Source organism: Vibrio sp. 14G-20 (assembly GCF_026241515.1).
Lineage (GTDB): Bacteria > Pseudomonadota > Gammaproteobacteria > Enterobacterales > Vibrionaceae > Vibrio.
The window spans coordinates 121,517-138,495 of the sequence record NZ_JAPHPW010000008.1 but is presented as its reverse complement, the minus strand read 5'-3'; the positions used below and the strand labels follow the sequence as shown (position 1 = coordinate 138,495).

The window sequence follows — 16,979 nt, the reverse complement described above, 5'->3', positions numbered from 1 at the left end:
TCTTTTGTTTTGTACCGTATAAAATGTTTAAGCTTAACCTGCTAAATCACCCTATCAGTATTCAAGCCTGCTCTGTTTATTGAACAAAAACCGGCATAAGTAGAGCGATTAATGGAATTTCTTGTCCATTTTCGAACACTAGGTTTCCATTTTCTAAGTCAGCGCTGATTTCATAACCACTGTCTGTTTCCTTGATCATTTCCATCACAAGCAATTCATCGATACCTTCACGGATGAATGGGTACTCTTCAACAAGTTCATTTGAGAAGCTAGAGTGAACGTTGCCCGTTAATGCAGGCATGATCATCGAAGGGTTGCTGCTGATATTTTCGGTCCCTTCCGGTACGCTCACCAACCACTTAGATTCGAACTGCCCTTTACCTAGCTCTAGTGACATGTTGTTCATTGAAAGGTCGAAACCTTTAGCAAATAGGATATCGATAAATGGAATGATCTCTGCAACGTGTTCTTGCGTCATCACAGGATTAGATTGGTAAATCTCAAAGATTTTCTCAAACGACTCGCTATCCAACTTCGACATTTCAAAATCGACGTTTAGGTTGTTCAACTGGCCTTCACTGGTCTCGATGTTTGCGATATCCAGCTTGAGGTTGCTGCGCAGACGTTTAGTTGCTTCATCTAGATGTGATTCAAAATCGTACTTAGAGTTTTCAATGGTCATGAAAGGCTGCATTGCAGAGTCTGAAACCAAGAAGCTATCGATAGTAAAATTCTGAGTACCTAACCAGTAGCCTTTCGCTTGTTGGCCTGAACCCACACCTTTCAGATTAGACAGCGTCACCTCTTCACCGGTTTCAAAATCAATTTGAACTGACGGGATTGAAAGCTCGTAATCAACTTGCCCTAAAACAGTCGCATGGCCAGAAAGGTTCGATTTAGTGATCGATACCGAAGTACCATTCTCATCAGAACCTTGATGATTGAACTGGCTTAACTCGAAGTTAAAGTCAGTGTTGCCGTTTAGCTCAGTGCTAGTCGTCAGAGTTAGAGGCAGAATATCGGTATTCTCAAACGTCGACAGTGCATTTAGGCTCACCAAACCGTGGCTAACAGCACTATTGATGACAAACTCACTCGGCAGCCCATCAATCGCAAGTTGCTCTTTCAGGTTTTCATCCGTCACAGTTAAACGAGTGGTTACGTTGGAAGACAGGTAACCTCTATCGTATTCCACGATCTCAGCTTGAATGCTTGAATTGTTAAGCTTTGCAACGCCATCAGTAATCGCGTTTTGTCCAATTTGCCCAACCGCTAGTGGCCAACAAAGTGCCAATGAGATTGCTCCGCCGATTGCGCCAATTTTTCTTAACTGTTCCATGAGTTCTCTTTCTACACGTGTCTGTTTTTTTTAGTCTAACCCATCAGTAGCAAACAAGAAACATTGAGTTAAATCAGTCTATTGCTCGATACTTCGATTGCCTCAATAAATTAACGGCTAGCTCTCATCCTTATTCGGCGGTTCTTGCTAGGCTAGAAGCGTCGCTACTATTAAGGTTGAGCTGTGAATCAATACGCTGTTATCTGTTTGGACAATAATCCGGTTAGCATTGAAAGAATACGTTCGGAGCTGGTTCCGTTGGCTTCTGTATTCGATATTTATACTGCCGAGAACATAGAAGACGCACATCACGCATTAGAAGATATCCATGATCACAACCAAACCGTTGCCTTGGTGATCACTCATCATCATTCTGAATTTAATGGCGTGCAATTTCTTATTGAACTTGAACAGCTACCCCATAGTAATACCGCAAGAACGATATTAGTCAGCGCCTCGTCAGACATTCAATCCATTCTAACCGCTGTGAATGAAGGTCGACTCAATCACTGTCTAACCAAACCGGTTCAAGATCAGGTTCTATTCAAATCAGCGCAAAAAGAGCTGACTTCTTTTGTTATCCAATACGACTCAGAAAACCTGCTCTCTTACAGTGATGCATTGGATCAACAGCGCTTACTCAGAGCGCACATTGAACAAAAGATTCACTCTTTCCAATCGGGGTTCATTCACGACTACCACCAGCTTTCTGATAATGCCCTCGCTGAACGTGTCGTCAATGCCTTACAAGATGTGTTTTCAAAAGATGACAAAACTAAGGCCATTCGTGACTACTCCCCCGAGCATCTGCTCACAGTGGAAGGCGAAGACAATCGTTTTTTATGGCTGATCATTGAGGGTGAAGCAGCTCTTTATAAGAAAGATGAACTTGGGCAACAGCGAGAAGTGGTTCGTCATTCTAAGGGGAACATTGTCGGCGGGATGTCGTTTGTGACTGGTGAGCCTTCGTTTTCTACCGCGATAACCTTAACGCAAACACGCGTTATCAAGCTGGATAAAGATAGCTTTGCTCAAGTGATGCATTCAAACAATACCCTGCTGCCACTATTTACTAATCTGCTGCTCCGTCACTTCAATCGCCGTTTGCAACGAAGCATCACCAATAAGATCAAGCTGCAACAAACACTTGAATCGTTAGAGTCCGCACATCAACAATTGATTGAGAAAGAGAAGATGGCGATGCTGGGTCAGCTTGTTGCCGGAGTTGCTCATGAGTTGAACAACCCTATTGCCGCTATCTTACGAAGTATTGAAACCTTGTCTGAACATCTCGACCAGATATTGGCAAACCTATCCGTTCCAGAGTCCAATAAAAGGACTGACGTACTGGCGCATTCAAAATTAGCCAAGCCACTATCAACGGCTCAAGAAAGACAACTCGTAAAGCATCTGACCTCAACGATCGATGACCGAGCTCTAGCAAAAAAGGCTGTGAGACTAAACCTAAGCCAAGACTCTGTGGTTCTAGAGACCTTGAAAGAGTCCCCTGTCGCGGGCAAAGAACTGCTTAATGACTTAGAACATTACCACTATGTTGGAAACTCTATTCGCTCAATTCAAGTGTGCAGTAAGCGTATTGCCGATATGGTCAAAAGCCTAAAAAGCTATGCTAGAGAAGATGAAGAAGTTCGCCACTACACAGATATCCACGAAGGGCTTGAAGATACCTTAGTGATCTTTGAAAACAGACTCAAACATCACCAACTCGAAAAGCATTACGACACTGACTTACCGCCCTTATTGTGCCAGTCGCTCTCACTGCAACAAGTGTGGACCAACCTCATTTCCAATGCGCTCGATGCCCTTTCTGAACGAGGGAAAGTGTCCATTACTACCTCCCAACAGACTAAAGGCGACGACACGTTTCTTGTAGTGCAAATTTCCGATACTGGACACGGCATTGCCAAAGAAAACATCAACACCATTTTCAACCCAAATTTCACGACCAAAAAAGAAGGCAACTTTGGTTTAGGGATTGGGTTATCCATTTCTCAACAAATCGTTTCGGCTCATCAAGGTTTTATTTTGGTGGAGTCAGAGGTAGGCAGCTACACAAATATGCAAGTGTGGCTTCCATTCAAACAAGAAGGAGCACCTCATGAATAAGTACCTAATTTTATGTGTCGATGATGAGCCTGAAGTTCTCAACAGTGTCCTTCAAGACTTAGCGTCATTTGAAGAAAACTTTATTGTTGAAGGAGCCGAATCGGTCGATGAAGCCAAACAAGTAATCAAAGAAATGGGCCAAGATGGTATTAAGCTCGCCTTAATTTTATGCGACCACATCATGCCGGACAAAACAGGGATCGATTTTCTGATAGAACTCAACCAACACGACGTGACTAAGCCAACACGTAAGCTGTTGCTTACCGGACAAGCTGGACTTGAAGATACTGTCACGGCCATTAACAACGCTGCGCTGGATTTCTATATTTCAAAACCTTGGCAAGGCGACCAACTGAGAGACACGATTAATCAACAACTGACTGATTATGTGATTGCCAACGACAAGCAATTGCTTAACTGGACTTCCATCTTAGATACCGAGCGTATACTGACTTCAATGGCCGATAAACGCGCCAGCTTTGGTGAATAGCGCTAATTGATTAATAGACATTAAGAAAAGCGATATCCGATATAAGAATCGCCCCAATACATACAAATTTTGGATGACTTGCTCGTCAATTTTTCTTATTCGCCCTAAAACATGAGATCTCCGTTACAGACTGATCCTTAATTTGCTTGTTTTTTAACTAAATGATTAAGGATTTACATTTTAATGGATTACTTTTCCGTGAGTTAGATTAAACTGTCTCAATGTTTATGGTTTGCCGATTTGTCTCAAACCAAAGGAATTAACACTAATATAGGTTTACGGTCGTTATGCGCAAAATTCTACTTACTACCGCTATGCTATTGGCTTCTGGTCAAGCACTAGCTGTTGATGAACAACCACAGGTAATGAGCAACTTTAATTATGATTACTTTGAAGCACGTATCGGTGCTAGCCCAGTAACATTTGGTGGTGCGTTCAGTAAGTCAATTCACCCAAACGCTCACGCTATAGCACGTATCGATTCAGAATTTGAAGGTGATTACGACTCAGCTGTAGGTCTTGGTTTCCACGCTCCATTAAACAACTGGGCAGACCTAACAGGTGAAATGCTAGCTCGTATCGTTCAGCCTGAGAACTCAAGCTCTACTGATATCGGTATGGAAATCAACATTGGTGTTCGCCAATGGCTTGGTCCACAACTAGAAGTTGGTGGTAAAGGTGGTTACGTTTCTATCGATGACAACGATGATTGGACAGGTTCTGTTTACGCGCGTTTCCACTCTACAGAGCTTTTCTCTCTAGGCGCTGAAGCTCGTATTAACGACTTCTACGGTGATCAACTTATGTTCACTGCTCGCTTCAAGTACTAAGACTTAACGCTCGAGCCCTAGCAAATGAGCTCTCCATGAGCACTTACTCTTTTGATACTTAGTCTTTTAAGAAATCCGGCTAAGACAGATACAAAAAAACCGAGGACATTCCTCGGTTTTTATTTATTAACAGTAATCTTAAGCATATAAGGCAAACTTCTTTAGTGGCAGCTCTTTAGTAATTGCTGCTTGCGTGGCTCTTGTAATAGTTTCCAGTGAATACCATCAATTGCACCCGCAAATTTCCAAAGTAGTTTTAGGTCAACATCGTTTCCGTACGCTTCGCGAACCTTATTAAACACTTCAGGCGCGCCCAACTGCATAAACATTGAAACATCATCCACACCCGCCTTTTTAACCATACGCTCTAACGTAAGCTGCATGTTTGGTAGATCTCTTAATCTACGGCTAGCTGATGATTTCTTGAAGCTACGTTGCTGAATTGAATTATCGATTGAAGTACGAATAATACTATCCAATTCAGGATGTTCACATGTAAACAGATCCGTAATGTCGTAATAGTTTACGGTAGCTGTTGTCTGTTTTTTTACATGACGATACTTTTCACAATCAAGATCCGTCAGTTTTTTATCTAATGACTTCCCACCTCTAATGAATAAACAACCTTCACTCAACAAAGCGAACATAGCGTCATTTTGAAAGAGGCCAATACCTCCAAACATAGAACGTTTTTGATGCTCACCAAATTGATTCACGTAATTAATAAATGCTGTCTCGGTCATATCCGTTGATCCTTAATCAAATTACCCCGATTAGGTTGATCACCAGACAAGCAGCTTTTTATGCGAAAAATTTTTAATCTATTTTGTTATTCTTTAGGTGAATATTATGATTGCGTTTTCCACCTTTAAATAAATGATACTTCGAAAAGAAAAATAAGTCTGGACTTAGTTCACATCAATCAATTGTGTATTCCGGTTTTTCATGATTGACATCACAGTAAACTATCAAACTACACTCAAATTTGGACACCTAGTGATACACCGGTTCAAATTATTAAAGGTTATGTAGACGGGTGAGTATTGCCTCGCAGCATCGTGGCTTGTAAAATGGCAGGACCGACCTGTTTTTACTTTTTATATGAATCATTTATCGTTTTTCTGGCTACCACAAAATAAGGCTCTTCTCTTAAAGGGCCTAGAATCAGAGTTTGCCCAACTTGTTGGGCATTCTATCTCAGCGGGAAAAATAACACTTCCTCCTATCCCTAACGTTGTACTGAAGATCCAAACGCTTTGTACTCTTGAATCGACCGGGATTGCTGAAGTTGCCGAGTGCTTACTCGAAGACCCAGGCCTCACTGCTATAGTCATTCGTGTGGCTAATTCTGTCGTCTTTAACCGACGTAATATCACTTGTGTTGACATAATGACGGCTGTATCACGCCTTGGCATATTAAGAGTGCGTGACATCGTGACAGCTCAGGCTATTGAGCAACTCAAACATTCCGTAAACCTCAGTAAAGAGTGTAATAAGTTATTGGTTCAGAGCGCTTCTGTATCAAAAGAGCTAGGCGCCACTATGGTACTAGTGACCAACGGTTTCAAAGAGCTCTCCCCTATTGAATACCGTTACCTTGAACATGAAAAATCACTGCTTGTTGGATTATTGGCTGACATTGGATTGTTCTGTTTGGTTAGCGAATACCACCTTTACCTCGAAAATGGCAATTACCTAGATCACGACATCGCTCTACAAATCTTCCAAGGCCAATGTTCTGCTACCAGTAAATTGGTGCTTAACCGTTGGGGCTTCGACAGCGACTTCATTGATGTGTGCAGCAATACCATCAATAACCATGAACAGCGTGAAGTGTCTTACTTGGATATCGCTCGAATCGCTAACCACCTGCTGATGTTCAGAAACAAGGATGAGAACATCGATGATCACGAAGTTGAACTTAACGTGACGGGTGCAGAGGTGCTTTATAAGTTAAGCAACTTGAGCAAACATGATTTTAATGCAAAGCTAAACGACGTGATCAATACTAGCGGCTTCTAAGTCACTGTTAAATTACAAATAAATGTAATATGAAGTAAATGCAATGGGGAAAGCATGTTTACAGGGATGATCTTTATATTTGCGCCACTCGTCGTGGGGTATCTTTTTGCAATTTCGAACACTCAGACATTAGAATTTATCAACCGCTCAACATCGCGGTTGATCTATGTAATTCTGGCGTTAATGGGGCTAAGTTTAGCCGCCCTTGATAACCTAGGCAGTAACCTACAGACAATACTTCTTTATACCGTCACTTTCTTTGTCTGTTTAAGCGCATGCAATCTAATGGCGTTGCCTGCAATCGATAAATTACTGCCACTGAAAACCGACAGTAGCAAGAAGAAGCTTCCCCTCTCTTCGATGGCGATGGAGTCTGCCAAACTGATCTTGGTGGTGGGTTCAGGGTTAATCGCTGGCTTAGTGCTACCTATTAGCCTTGATTGGGTTGACACCGCAAGCGAATGGATTCTGTTTGTTCTTCTGTTCTTTATCGGCATTCAACTGCGTAATAGCGGACTAACACTTCGTCAGATTTTACTCAACAAGCACGGTATGGTTATCGCAATCACAATTATCATCACCTCAATGTTAGGTGGTGTAATCGCGGCTTATATCCTAGACATCCCTCTGTTCAAAGCCTTGGCAATGTCTTCTGGGTTTGGTTGGTATTCTCTGGCTGGTATCTTAATGGGTGACGCCTTTGGCCCTGTCTATGGCGGCGCTTCTTTCATGCTTGAACTGTTAAGAGAATTGGTTGCCTTGGTACTGATTCCAGTACTGATTCGTAGCTACCCGTGCACTTCCATTGGTTATGCTGGTGCTACTGCGATGGACTTCACCTTACCGGTCATTCAAACAACAGGCGGCGTTCGATGTGTGCCTATCGCTATCGTCAGTGGCTTTATCCTAAGCTTGCTTGTTCCGATATTGATGTTGTTCTTTGTATCTCTTGCTAACTAGATCGCAGGAATGGCGTTTGTTTTAGATTAGAATGCAACTCGAATACCAATGCCCGAGACACCGATACAGTTACCGAAATAAAAAGGCACTAAGTGTCATTGCTCAACAAATAACGATCACGGTAACCTGTAACGACAAAGTTATAAAAAGAATAAACTTACAAAAGGAACCACTATGAAACGCCTTTGCGTCGCATTACTGCTAGCTTCAACTTCTACTTTCTCTTTTGCAGCAGATTCAATGTCTGAAACAAACCAGTGCCAAGCAAAAAAATATGATGCGTACATCGACGCATCTTTGAATTGGTATGCCGACCTTGCTGCATTAACCTCTGAGCAATACCCAGAACTAACAGAAGTAAGTGAGTGGTTCCTAGAAGGTCGTAAGCACCACTTCGAGCTTAGTCGCGCTGCGGTAAACTACTACCTTGTGAACGATTCAAGCAAAGTGGCAACAGAGCAATCAGTAGAAGGCTGGCTGCAACTAGAGCAACACGACATTAAAACACTATCAACACGTGATGATGAACTTGGTCAAATAGCGAAAACAACGTTCGACGACCGCCAATCGACACCTCACGCTCAAAACTACGAATTGCGCTCTGCCTTTGCTGAATTGCTTAGCCACCCTAAGCAAATCGACACAGCGCTTCAACGCTACAACCAGTCGATTGCTAAGCTTGAAGCAATTAAGTGTAAATAACCCTTTATTTACTATGCTTTTGTGAGAAGTTGGATTTCATAATTAAGACGGGACATTGTTCCCGTTTTCGTTTAGATTGTCCCGCTCGCGTCAATATTAGAAAAATAACTCGCTTGCTATGGTTACGGAACAAAAAACAGCAGATGTTAGCTTCGACAGTCTTCTACGTATCTTCACGGTACCTGAAGGCCCAGATTCAACACTCACTCAAATTGAAGACAAACTTTCACGAAACCTGAATCAATTCTTACGTGAACATATTGTGGCTGAAGAAAAGCCGCTGCGTGAAATTGAGAAAGATTTTTCAAATGCTCATATACCAGAGCAGCCTGAGTTTGTTTCTGAACATACTGAGCATCTCCTCGATTCTCTTGTGTCTCATTCGGTTCACACGTCTTCGCCAAGTTTCATTGGCCACATGACCTCTGCCCTGCCGTACTTCCTGATGCCGCTTTCAAAAATCATGATTGCGTTGAATCAGAATCTAGTAAAAATCGAAACCTCAAAAGCTTTCACTCCCCTAGAACGTCAAGTTCTGGGCATGTTACATCGCCTGATTTATCAAGATAGCGATCAGTTTTATTCTCGTTGGATGCACAGTGCAAACCACTCTTTAGGTGCGTTTTGTTCTGGTGGTACCATCGCGAACATTACTGCGCTTTGGGTGGCACGTAACAATGCACTAAAAGCGCAAGGTTCGTTCAAAGGTGTCGAAAAAGAAGGCTTGTTTAAAGCCATGAAGCACTACGACTACGAAGGCCTAGCAATCTTAGTCTCTGAACGCGGTCACTACTCTCTGAAAAAAGCTGCAGATGTGCTTGGTATCGGCCAAGAAGGTCTAGTATCGGTTAAAACGGATAACGACAACCGTATTTGCACTGACGACCTAAGACTAAAGATCGAACAGCTTAAACAGAACAAGATAAAACCTTTCGCAGTCATTGGTGTGGCAGGTACAACCGAAACCGGTAATATCGACCCGCTAAGAGACATTGCTGAAGTGTGTGCCGAGTCAGGTTGTCATTTCCACGTTGATGCTGCTTGGGGCGGTGCGACTTTGATGTCTAACAATCATCGTCACCTGCTTGATGGTATCGAATTAGCTGATTCAGTCACGATTGACGCGCATAAACAGCTTTATATCCCTATGGGTGCGGGTATGGTTCTGTTTAAAAAACCAGACGCAATGACTGCCATTGAACATCATGCTCAATATATTTTGCGTAAAGGGTCTAAAGATCTCGGCAGCCATACGTTAGAAGGCTCTCGCTCAGGCATGGCCATGCTGGTTTATGCTTCGATGCACATCATCAGCCGCCCTGGTTATGAGCTACTGATCGACCAGAGTATTAACAAAGCGCGCTACTTTGCCGACCTAATTAAGCAACAAAATGATTTTGAATTGGTATCAGAGCCTGAACTTTGCCTACTGACTTACCGCTATGTACCGGAATCAGTTAAAGCCGCCCTACTTAAAGCCGATGCAAAAGAACGTATTGAACTGAATGAGTTACTAAACGAGCTCACTAAGTTCATCCAGAAAAAACAGCGAGAAACAGGTCGATCTTTTGTTTCAAGAACTCGTTTGAACCCTGAAGCTTGGGCGCATCAACCGATCATCGTTTTCCGTGTTGTGTTAGCGAACCCACTCACTGGCAACGACATTCTTTCTTCGGTACTTGAAGAACAGCGCGAAATATCGACACTAGCCCCTAACTTGATGGGTAAAATCACCAAGTTGGTTACGCAAATCAATGCATAGCCATTCAATTTTAGTTGCATCAAATTGAAAATTTCTTTCTTTTTGATGTAACTAAGCTGTCAGTTCGTACTCAATTTGCATTCTTTTTACTCAAAATCTCTTCCAGTTCTGTAGTTTTCTAAAATTTTGTTGAGGTTTGTCATATTCTTAAGCATTCATGCCGTGTTTTTGTATTAGTAAATAGTATGTTGGGTTTATACTGACTCTATGGTGCTAGTTAGCTTGATATCTATTTGAAGCTGCGGTATTTACATGCCAAAGAATATTTTGAGTCATGTTTTACTGATATTTGTTTCAGCCATACCCCCTGGTAAAAAGATATTAACTAGCAAGTTGTTCTCTATACCCTTGTGAACACTATGAATACATTAGAAAAAATACAAAAAAACCTGGAAAATTTCAGCAAGTCTGAGCGTAAGGTAGCCGAAGTAATTATGGCTTCCCCTCAAACTGCAATTCATTCTAGCATTGCTACCTTAGCTAAAATGGCTGACGTGAGTGAGCCAACAGTTAACCGCTTCTGTCGCCGTTTAGACACAAAGGGCTTCCCTGACTTTAAACTTCACCTAGCTCAAAGCTTGGCGAACGGTACACCTTACGTGAACCGTAACGTTGAAGAAGATGATGGCCCAGATGCTTATACACACAAGATTTTCGAATCGACTATGGCTTGTTTAGACGTTGCTAAAAACAGTCTCGACGCGATGCAAGTAAACCGTGCGGTTGACTTGCTGACTCAAGCAAAACGCATTTCGTTCTTCGGACTGGGTGCCTCTTCTGCTGTAGCCAAAGATGCTCAAAATAAGTTCATCCGTTTTAATATTCCGATCACATGTTTCGAAGACATCGTGATGCAACGAATGAGCTGCATTAACTGCAGTGATAACGACGTTATCGTTCTTATCTCTCATACAGGCCGAACTAAAAGCCAAGTTGAGATCGCGAACTTAGCGCGTGAAAACGGCGCGACAGTTATTGCTATCACAGCAAAAGATTCTCCACTAGATAAAGCGAGCTCGCTGTCTATCTCGTTGGATGTACCGGAAGACACTGACGTTTACATGCCAATGGCAAGCCGCGTTGTTCAGATGACGGTTATCGACGTGTTAGCTACAGGCTTCACGCTTCGTCGTGGTTCTGGCTTCAGAGAGAACCTAAAGCGTGTGAAAGAGTCACTGCGTGATTCACGTTACGAGAAATACTCTCAGTTCTAGTCTGCTTAGTCATGAACTGAAAACACATGACCAGAGAACAAGTTGAATTAAAAAACGGAGCCTAGAGCTCCGTTTTTATTTGTCTGTATAAAATGACTTATACAACGAACAAGTTTAAGACCGCTAAATAGTCCAGCTATTGCCCTTCTCAACCACGCTGTTTTCAGACGCATAAGAGTTGATAATAGTAAAACTAGACTCGACAGCAGGCTCTTGCCCAACTTGACTCATTGAAGCCTCTTTATGCTCCCCCTCTCCACAACTGCACTTCTCGCAAACCTGCTTGAGAATATGTACGAGCCTCTCTTGGTTCAATGGCAAAGGGTTTCCTTTAATCGCCACTGACTTGAGCGCATCGGCAGACACCTCATCAAACTGGGCTTCACAGACACCAAATTCCAGCAAGTTGGGTAACTTAAGCGTATCAAGCACTTCAGATAACCAAGAAATTGCGTCTTCTTGTTTTGCTTCTACGTTACCTGTCACTATCTGAGCGATTCTCTGATAACGCGTTAGGATGTCACTTCTTTGTTGCTCTTTCGCGACAGCAATGTTTTCCAACATCACAAACGGCGCTAAACGTGCGGTAATCACACTATGAGGCGCAGAAATCTTGCCTCCTAGTGCCGAGGCTAAACCATGAGCAGCACCAAGCTTAGCATTAGTGATTGCCATTCCACCAAGCATTGAGGCAAACGCTAGATCACAACGTGCTTGCGGCTCATCATCAATACATGCTCGAACCACAGATACACTCAATTTACGCAGCCCTTCCTCGCAAATCATATCGGTTAGCGGGTTAGGTTCACCACACACATAGGCTTCCATTAAATGAGTAAATGCGTCCATCGCTCCACGCCCTGATAAATACAGATTGGTGCCATGAGTTAAAGTAGGGTCGACAATCGCAACGTCAGCCAGCATATCAGGGCTTCTAAGGCTGATTTTTACTTGGTCTTGGCCTGATTTCAGCACCGCGTTTTTAGTGACCTCGGCGCCGGTACTCGCTGTAGTTGGAATAGCGATAAACGGTAGAGGTTTGGTTTTAAGAGGAACATTACGCCCGACCACTTCAACATAGTCATACAAGTTACCTTGATTAGGTAAAACCGCGGCTAACGCTTTTCCCATATCGATGGCACTGCCACCACCCATCGCGACGACCATATCTGGCTTAAATCGACGAGCAGAAATAGCCGCCTCTTCAACCATTTTGATATTAGGTTCACCGGAAACGGCAATGTGTTGATAACGCATACTCTGCGCATCCAGATAGTCAGTAACAATTGAAGTGCGCTCTAGTGTATTGCCTGTAACCAATAGCACGCTGTAGCCGTATTGATTAAAGAGAGACAATGAAGCGGAAAGTGCTCCATCACCAAAGATGATCTTTGTAGATGTCATAAATTGAAACATGGTGCCTCCTGCGCCTATGACCGAACAAAACTGCGAACTCTTGGTTGTTGGAATTTAGCCTTTATATCGTGCATCTGTATTAAGATGACTCGTTCTGTATGAGCTTTTTTTGACGAGGTGCAACTTGTCGCATTAAAGATGGATTAATATCGTATTTTTAGAGGTAATTCACACTCTTAAATTAAGGGTAATCAATCTAGATACCCATAAGAAATCAGTATGGATCCTTTTTGTGGCCATTATTTGCTCTGATAGACAAAACCTATTGTATTAAGAGGTAATTCCATCTTTATTTCCCCATGGCATTGAGGCATAGTTGGTTTTAAGAAATTTAGAGTGGCATTCACTAAAGAATAGTTAACATAATCGAGTTAACGAGCCTCATCCCGTATTTAGGAGAAATTAAATGTTTGTAGTTATTTTTGGTCGCCCTGCTTGCCCATTCTGTGTTCGTGCAAAAGAGCATGCTGAAACTCTTAAAGCTAAACGCGATGACTTCAACTACCGTTACGTTGACATCCACGCTGAAGGTATCAGCAAGGCAGATCTAGAGAAGACTGTTGGTAAACCTGTAGACACAGTGCCACAAATCTTCATCGACCAAGACCACATCGGCGGCTGCACAGAATTTGAAGCATACGCAAAGGAAAACCTAGGTCTTTTCGACTAAGCTAGAATTACACGAGAATCTAGGCTAAGGCCTTAAACAGCTGACCCATTTAAGCGTTAGACTGTACGATTTGTAGAAAGCCCGCTCACTGTAGCGGGCTTTTTTATGATCAGTTTCCATACGGAATAAGAATAAGGTCAAAATAAAGTAAATTAGCAAAATATCGCTTATAATTTATTTATATTTAGATACAATTCACCTCTCAAACTTACCCTGTGTTTCACGCCAATTATTGAGCGACCACTGTGAATATCGACGTTGTTTTTCTGTTAGAACAAAACCCCATTCTCCTCATCTTTGTTGTTTTATCGATTGGTTTAGCCATTGGTAAAATTCGTTTCGGTAGCCTCCAACTCGGTAATTCAATCGGTGTTCTGATTACTTCCCTTGTCATGGGACATCTTGGTTTTTCTTTTAACCCTGATGCACTCACCATTGGTTTTATGTTATTCATCTACTGTGTTGGCATTGAAGCAGGGCCAAACTTCTTCGGTATCTTCTTTAGAGATGGTAAACATTACCTAATTCTTAGCCTTGTAGTACTTTCTACGGCTATTGCCCTAACCTATTTCAGTAGTCATTACCTCGGCCTAGGCTTTGGATTGTCTGCCGGCATGATGGCTGGCGCTCTTACAGCAACACCAATCCTTGTAGGTGCGCAAGATGCATTGAATTCTGGGCTTGCTGAAGTGCCAAGAAATATGGACTTGAGCCTGATTATCGAAAACCTTTCTGTCGGTTATGCGATGGCTTACTTGGTTGGTTTAATCAGTATGATCATGTTCGCTCGATTGATTCCAAAGCTACAAAAAGTAAATCTACACGACTCGGCCGAGCAGATAGCTCAAGAGCGTGGTTTAGGTGCATCTGGTCAACGTAAGGTTTATCTTCCTATCATTCGTGCTTACCGTGTGGGACCTGAGCTTATCTCTTGGACTGACGGTAAGAACCTGCGTGAATTGGGTATCTATCGCCAAACAGGCTGTTACATCGAACGTATTCGTCGTAACGGTATTCTTGCCCATCCAGATGGTGACGCAATTCTGCAAGAAGGCGATGAGATCGCATTGGTTGGTTTCCCAGACAGCCACGCTCGTCTAGATCCAAGTTTCCGTAACGGTAAAGAGGTCTTCGACCGTAACCTTCTCGATCTACGTATCGTAGAAGAAGAGATCGTCGTTAAAAGTGACAATATCGCAGGTAAACGTCTTTCAGACCTCAATTTGTCTGAGTATGGCTGTTTCCTTAACCGCGTAGTTCGAGCTCAAATTGAAATGCCGATGGACTTAAACATCGTGCTTTCCAAAGGTGACGTGCTGCAAGTGAGTGGTGAAAAAAGTCGTGTTCACGGCTTAGCTGAGAAAATTGGCTTCATCTCGATCCACAGCCAAATGGCAGACTTGATGGCTTTCTGTAGCTTCTTCATTCTGGGCATTTTGTTTGGTTTGATCACCATGACATTCGGTCAGGTATCGTTTGGACTAGGTAACGCGGTTGGCCTGCTTCTATCAGGCATAATGCTTGGTTTCCTACGAGCGAACCACCCTACCTTTGGTTACGTGCCTCAAGGGGCGTTGAATATGGTCAAAGACCTGGGTTTGATGTTCTTTATGGTCGGTATCGGGTTGAGCGCCGGTGGCAAGATATTCGAGCACTTAACCCAAGTTGGCCCACAGGTCATTGGTATTGCTCTGGTGGTGAGTGTACTGCCAGTATTCTTCGCTTACTTGGTCGGCGCTTATGTGCTGAAGATGAATCGAGCTCTATTGTTTGGTGCGATCATTGGTGCGCGAACCTGTGCTCCAGCAATGGACATCGTAAACGACCATGCTCGCTCAACCATTCCGGCTCTGGGTTATGCAGGTACCTATGCGATAGCCAATATATTGATGACCTTAGCAGGTACTTTTATCATCATCATTAGCTAGCGCCTGCTGCTTTAAAAGCAGCCCAGCTTAGATATTTTAAATGCACTAATTCATCTTTGGATTAGTGCATTTTTTATTACGTCAGCTCAGCTTTCACCGCCCCCAAACCTGCTCTTAGAGCTTTTGCATCTCGCGACTCGTATCCCGCACCTGCTCTTAAATCTCTTCGTATCTCGCCACTCGAATCCCGTATCTGCTTTTAAGACAAAAAATAGGCGCTCAATGAGCGCCTATTTTTTATCTGTCGTTTGATTCGATTATTCGAATTAGATGTCAGCTACATCAAATTCAACCGCTGTATCAACGTCAGCTTCGTAATCCACACCTTCAACACCAAAACCGAATAGCTTCAAGAACTCTTCTTTGTACTCTACGTAGTCAGTCAGTTCTTTCAGGTTCTCAGTTGTGATTTGAGGCCATAGGTTACGACAATGCTCTTGAATGTCGTCACGAAGTTCTAGGTCGTCTAGACGTAGACGGTTCACTTCATCCACTTCTGCTACGCTGCCATCTTCTTTGTATAGACGTTGGCTAAACATACGGAAGATCTGTTCCATACAACCTTCGTGGATACCTTCTTCACGCATCTTCTTGAACACCATAGCGATGTAAAGAGGCATAACAGGGATAGCCGAGCTTGCTTGAGTCACAACAGACTTAAGAACAGCAACGTTTGCAGTACCGCCAGTTTGGCCTAGCTTCTCGTTCAGCACTGATGCTGCACGGTCTAGATCCATCTTCGCTTTACCTAGAGCGCCATCCCAGTAGATTGGCCACGTTAGTTCAGTACCGATGTAGCTGTAAGCAACAGTTTTACAACCGTCAGCTAGAACACCTGCTTCTGATAGAGCGTTGATCCAAAGTTCCCAATCCTCACCGCCCATTACAGTAACAGTGTCTTTGATCTCTTCTTCAGATGCAGGCTCAACACTTGCTTCGATGATCAGGTCTTTGTTCGTATCAACAGCCGTTGATGTGTATGTTTCACCGATAGGTTTTAGAGCTGAACGAATCACTTCACCAGTCTCTGGCATTTTACGCACTGGAGACGCCAGTGAGTACACAACCATATCGATTTGGCCTAGATCTTCTTTGATCAGGTCAATTGTTTTCTGTTTCGCTTCGTTAGAGAAAGCATCGCCGTTCAGGCTTTTTGAATACAGGCCTTCTTCTTTAGCAAGCTTATCGAACGCTGCTGAGTTGTAATAACCAGCTGTGCCCGGCTTTTTCTCAGTACCGGCTTTCTCGAAGAAAACACCGATAGTTGAAGCGCCGCCACCAAATGCAGCCGCAATACGTGAAGACAAGCCGTAGCCACTTGAAGAACCAACAACTAGTACACGTTTAGGTGCGTTTGCGATTGGGCCTTGAGCTTTTGTGTAAGCAATTTGTTCTTTTACATTAGCTTCACAACCGACTGGATGTGTTGTAGTACAGATGAATCCGCGAATTCGAGGTTTGATGATCATATTCAACTTCCTTAAAAAATCAGGTTAAGGATAAAAGTTTCGTACGCAAA

14 protein-coding genes are annotated in these 16,979 nt (G+C 43.0%); 10 read left to right on the top strand and 4 right to left on the bottom strand.

The window, feature by feature from the left end; translation table 11 throughout:
• Positions 1-76 precede the first annotated feature (76 nt).
• The gene (locus OQJ75_RS09545) at positions 77-1,339 is read right to left on the bottom strand and encodes a DUF945 family protein (protein WP_265972804.1); all 1,263 of its coding nucleotides are present in this window, start codon (positions 1,337-1,339) and stop codon (positions 77-79) included.
• Between the two features lie 183 nt (positions 1,340-1,522).
• Between OQJ75_RS09545 and OQJ75_RS09540 the strand changes: the two genes are divergently transcribed.
• The 3 genes from OQJ75_RS09540 to OQJ75_RS09530 all read left to right on the top strand — a co-directional run bounded on the left by OQJ75_RS09540 (position 1,523) and on the right by OQJ75_RS09530 (position 4,786).
• Positions 1,523-3,466 carry an ATP-binding protein gene (locus tag OQJ75_RS09540; RefSeq protein ID WP_265972803.1) on the top strand — a complete coding sequence of 648 codons (1,944 nt, stop codon included), beginning with the start codon at positions 1,523-1,525 and terminating at the stop codon, positions 3,464-3,466.
• A complete protein-coding gene (locus OQJ75_RS09535) occupies positions 3,459-3,956 on the top strand; it encodes a response regulator (protein WP_265972801.1) in 498 nt (165 codons plus the stop codon). The genes OQJ75_RS09540 and OQJ75_RS09535 overlap by 8 nt, the downstream gene beginning before the upstream one ends.
• A gap of 287 nt (positions 3,957-4,243) precedes the next feature.
• Entirely contained in the window at positions 4,244-4,786 is a 543-nt protein-coding gene (locus OQJ75_RS09530) for a hypothetical protein (RefSeq protein ID WP_060982739.1), read from the top strand.
• Positions 4,787-4,947: 161 nt separating this feature from the next.
• On the opposite strand, the gene OQJ75_RS09525 is transcribed toward OQJ75_RS09530, so the two are convergent.
• Positions 4,948-5,529 (bottom strand): TfoX/Sxy family DNA transformation protein, encoded by a 582-nt coding sequence (locus OQJ75_RS09525; RefSeq protein WP_017060401.1) that lies wholly within the window; start codon positions 5,527-5,529, stop codon positions 4,948-4,950.
• A 358-nt stretch (positions 5,530-5,887) separates the two neighbouring features.
• Between OQJ75_RS09525 and OQJ75_RS09520 the strand changes: the two genes are divergently transcribed.
• The 5 genes from OQJ75_RS09520 (at position 5,888) to OQJ75_RS09500 (ending at position 11,446) form a co-directional block, all read left to right on the top strand.
• Positions 5,888-6,808: an HDOD domain-containing protein gene (locus OQJ75_RS09520; RefSeq protein WP_265972797.1), complete on the top strand. Its 921-nt coding sequence runs from the start codon at positions 5,888-5,890 to the stop codon at positions 6,806-6,808.
• Positions 6,809-6,862: 54 nt separating this feature from the next.
• Entirely contained in the window at positions 6,863-7,768 is a 906-nt protein-coding gene (locus OQJ75_RS09515) for a lysine exporter LysO family protein (RefSeq protein WP_265972796.1), read from the top strand.
• 174 nt (positions 7,769-7,942) lie between these two features.
• Entirely contained in the window at positions 7,943-8,470 is a 528-nt protein-coding gene (locus OQJ75_RS09510; protein ID WP_248374622.1) for a hypothetical protein, read from the top strand.
• Between the two features lie 118 nt (positions 8,471-8,588).
• Complete coding sequence (gene panP / locus OQJ75_RS09505; protein WP_265972793.1) at positions 8,589-10,232, top strand: pyridoxal-dependent aspartate 1-decarboxylase PanP; 1,644 nt, start codon at positions 8,589-8,591, stop codon at positions 10,230-10,232.
• A 359-nt stretch (positions 10,233-10,591) separates the two neighbouring features.
• Positions 10,592-11,446 carry a MurR/RpiR family transcriptional regulator gene (locus OQJ75_RS09500; protein ID WP_004734686.1) on the top strand — a complete coding sequence of 285 codons (855 nt, stop codon included), beginning with the start codon at positions 10,592-10,594 and terminating at the stop codon, positions 11,444-11,446.
• A 123-nt stretch (positions 11,447-11,569) separates the two neighbouring features.
• Here OQJ75_RS09500 and OQJ75_RS09495 read toward each other — a convergent pair whose 3' ends face one another.
• On the bottom strand, positions 11,570-12,862 hold the full coding sequence (locus OQJ75_RS09495; protein ID WP_265972791.1) for an iron-containing alcohol dehydrogenase: 1,293 nt from the start codon (positions 12,860-12,862) through the stop codon (positions 11,570-11,572).
• Between the two features lie 406 nt (positions 12,863-13,268).
• Between OQJ75_RS09495 and OQJ75_RS09490 the strand changes: the two genes are divergently transcribed.
• Both OQJ75_RS09490 and OQJ75_RS09485 read left to right on the top strand, forming a co-directional pair.
• Positions 13,269-13,532 (top strand): GrxA family glutaredoxin, encoded by a 264-nt coding sequence (locus OQJ75_RS09490; protein WP_009847069.1) that lies wholly within the window; start codon positions 13,269-13,271, stop codon positions 13,530-13,532.
• A gap of 245 nt (positions 13,533-13,777) precedes the next feature.
• Positions 13,778-15,460, top strand: coding sequence for an aspartate:alanine antiporter (locus OQJ75_RS09485; protein WP_248374619.1), 1,683 nt, complete (start codon positions 13,778-13,780; stop codon positions 15,458-15,460).
• A gap of 266 nt (positions 15,461-15,726) precedes the next feature.
• Here OQJ75_RS09485 and fabV read toward each other — a convergent pair whose 3' ends face one another.
• Positions 15,727-16,929, bottom strand: coding sequence for an enoyl-ACP reductase FabV (fabV, locus tag OQJ75_RS09480; protein WP_265972782.1), 1,203 nt, complete (start codon positions 16,927-16,929; stop codon positions 15,727-15,729).
• Positions 16,930-16,979: the final 50 nt, after the last annotated feature.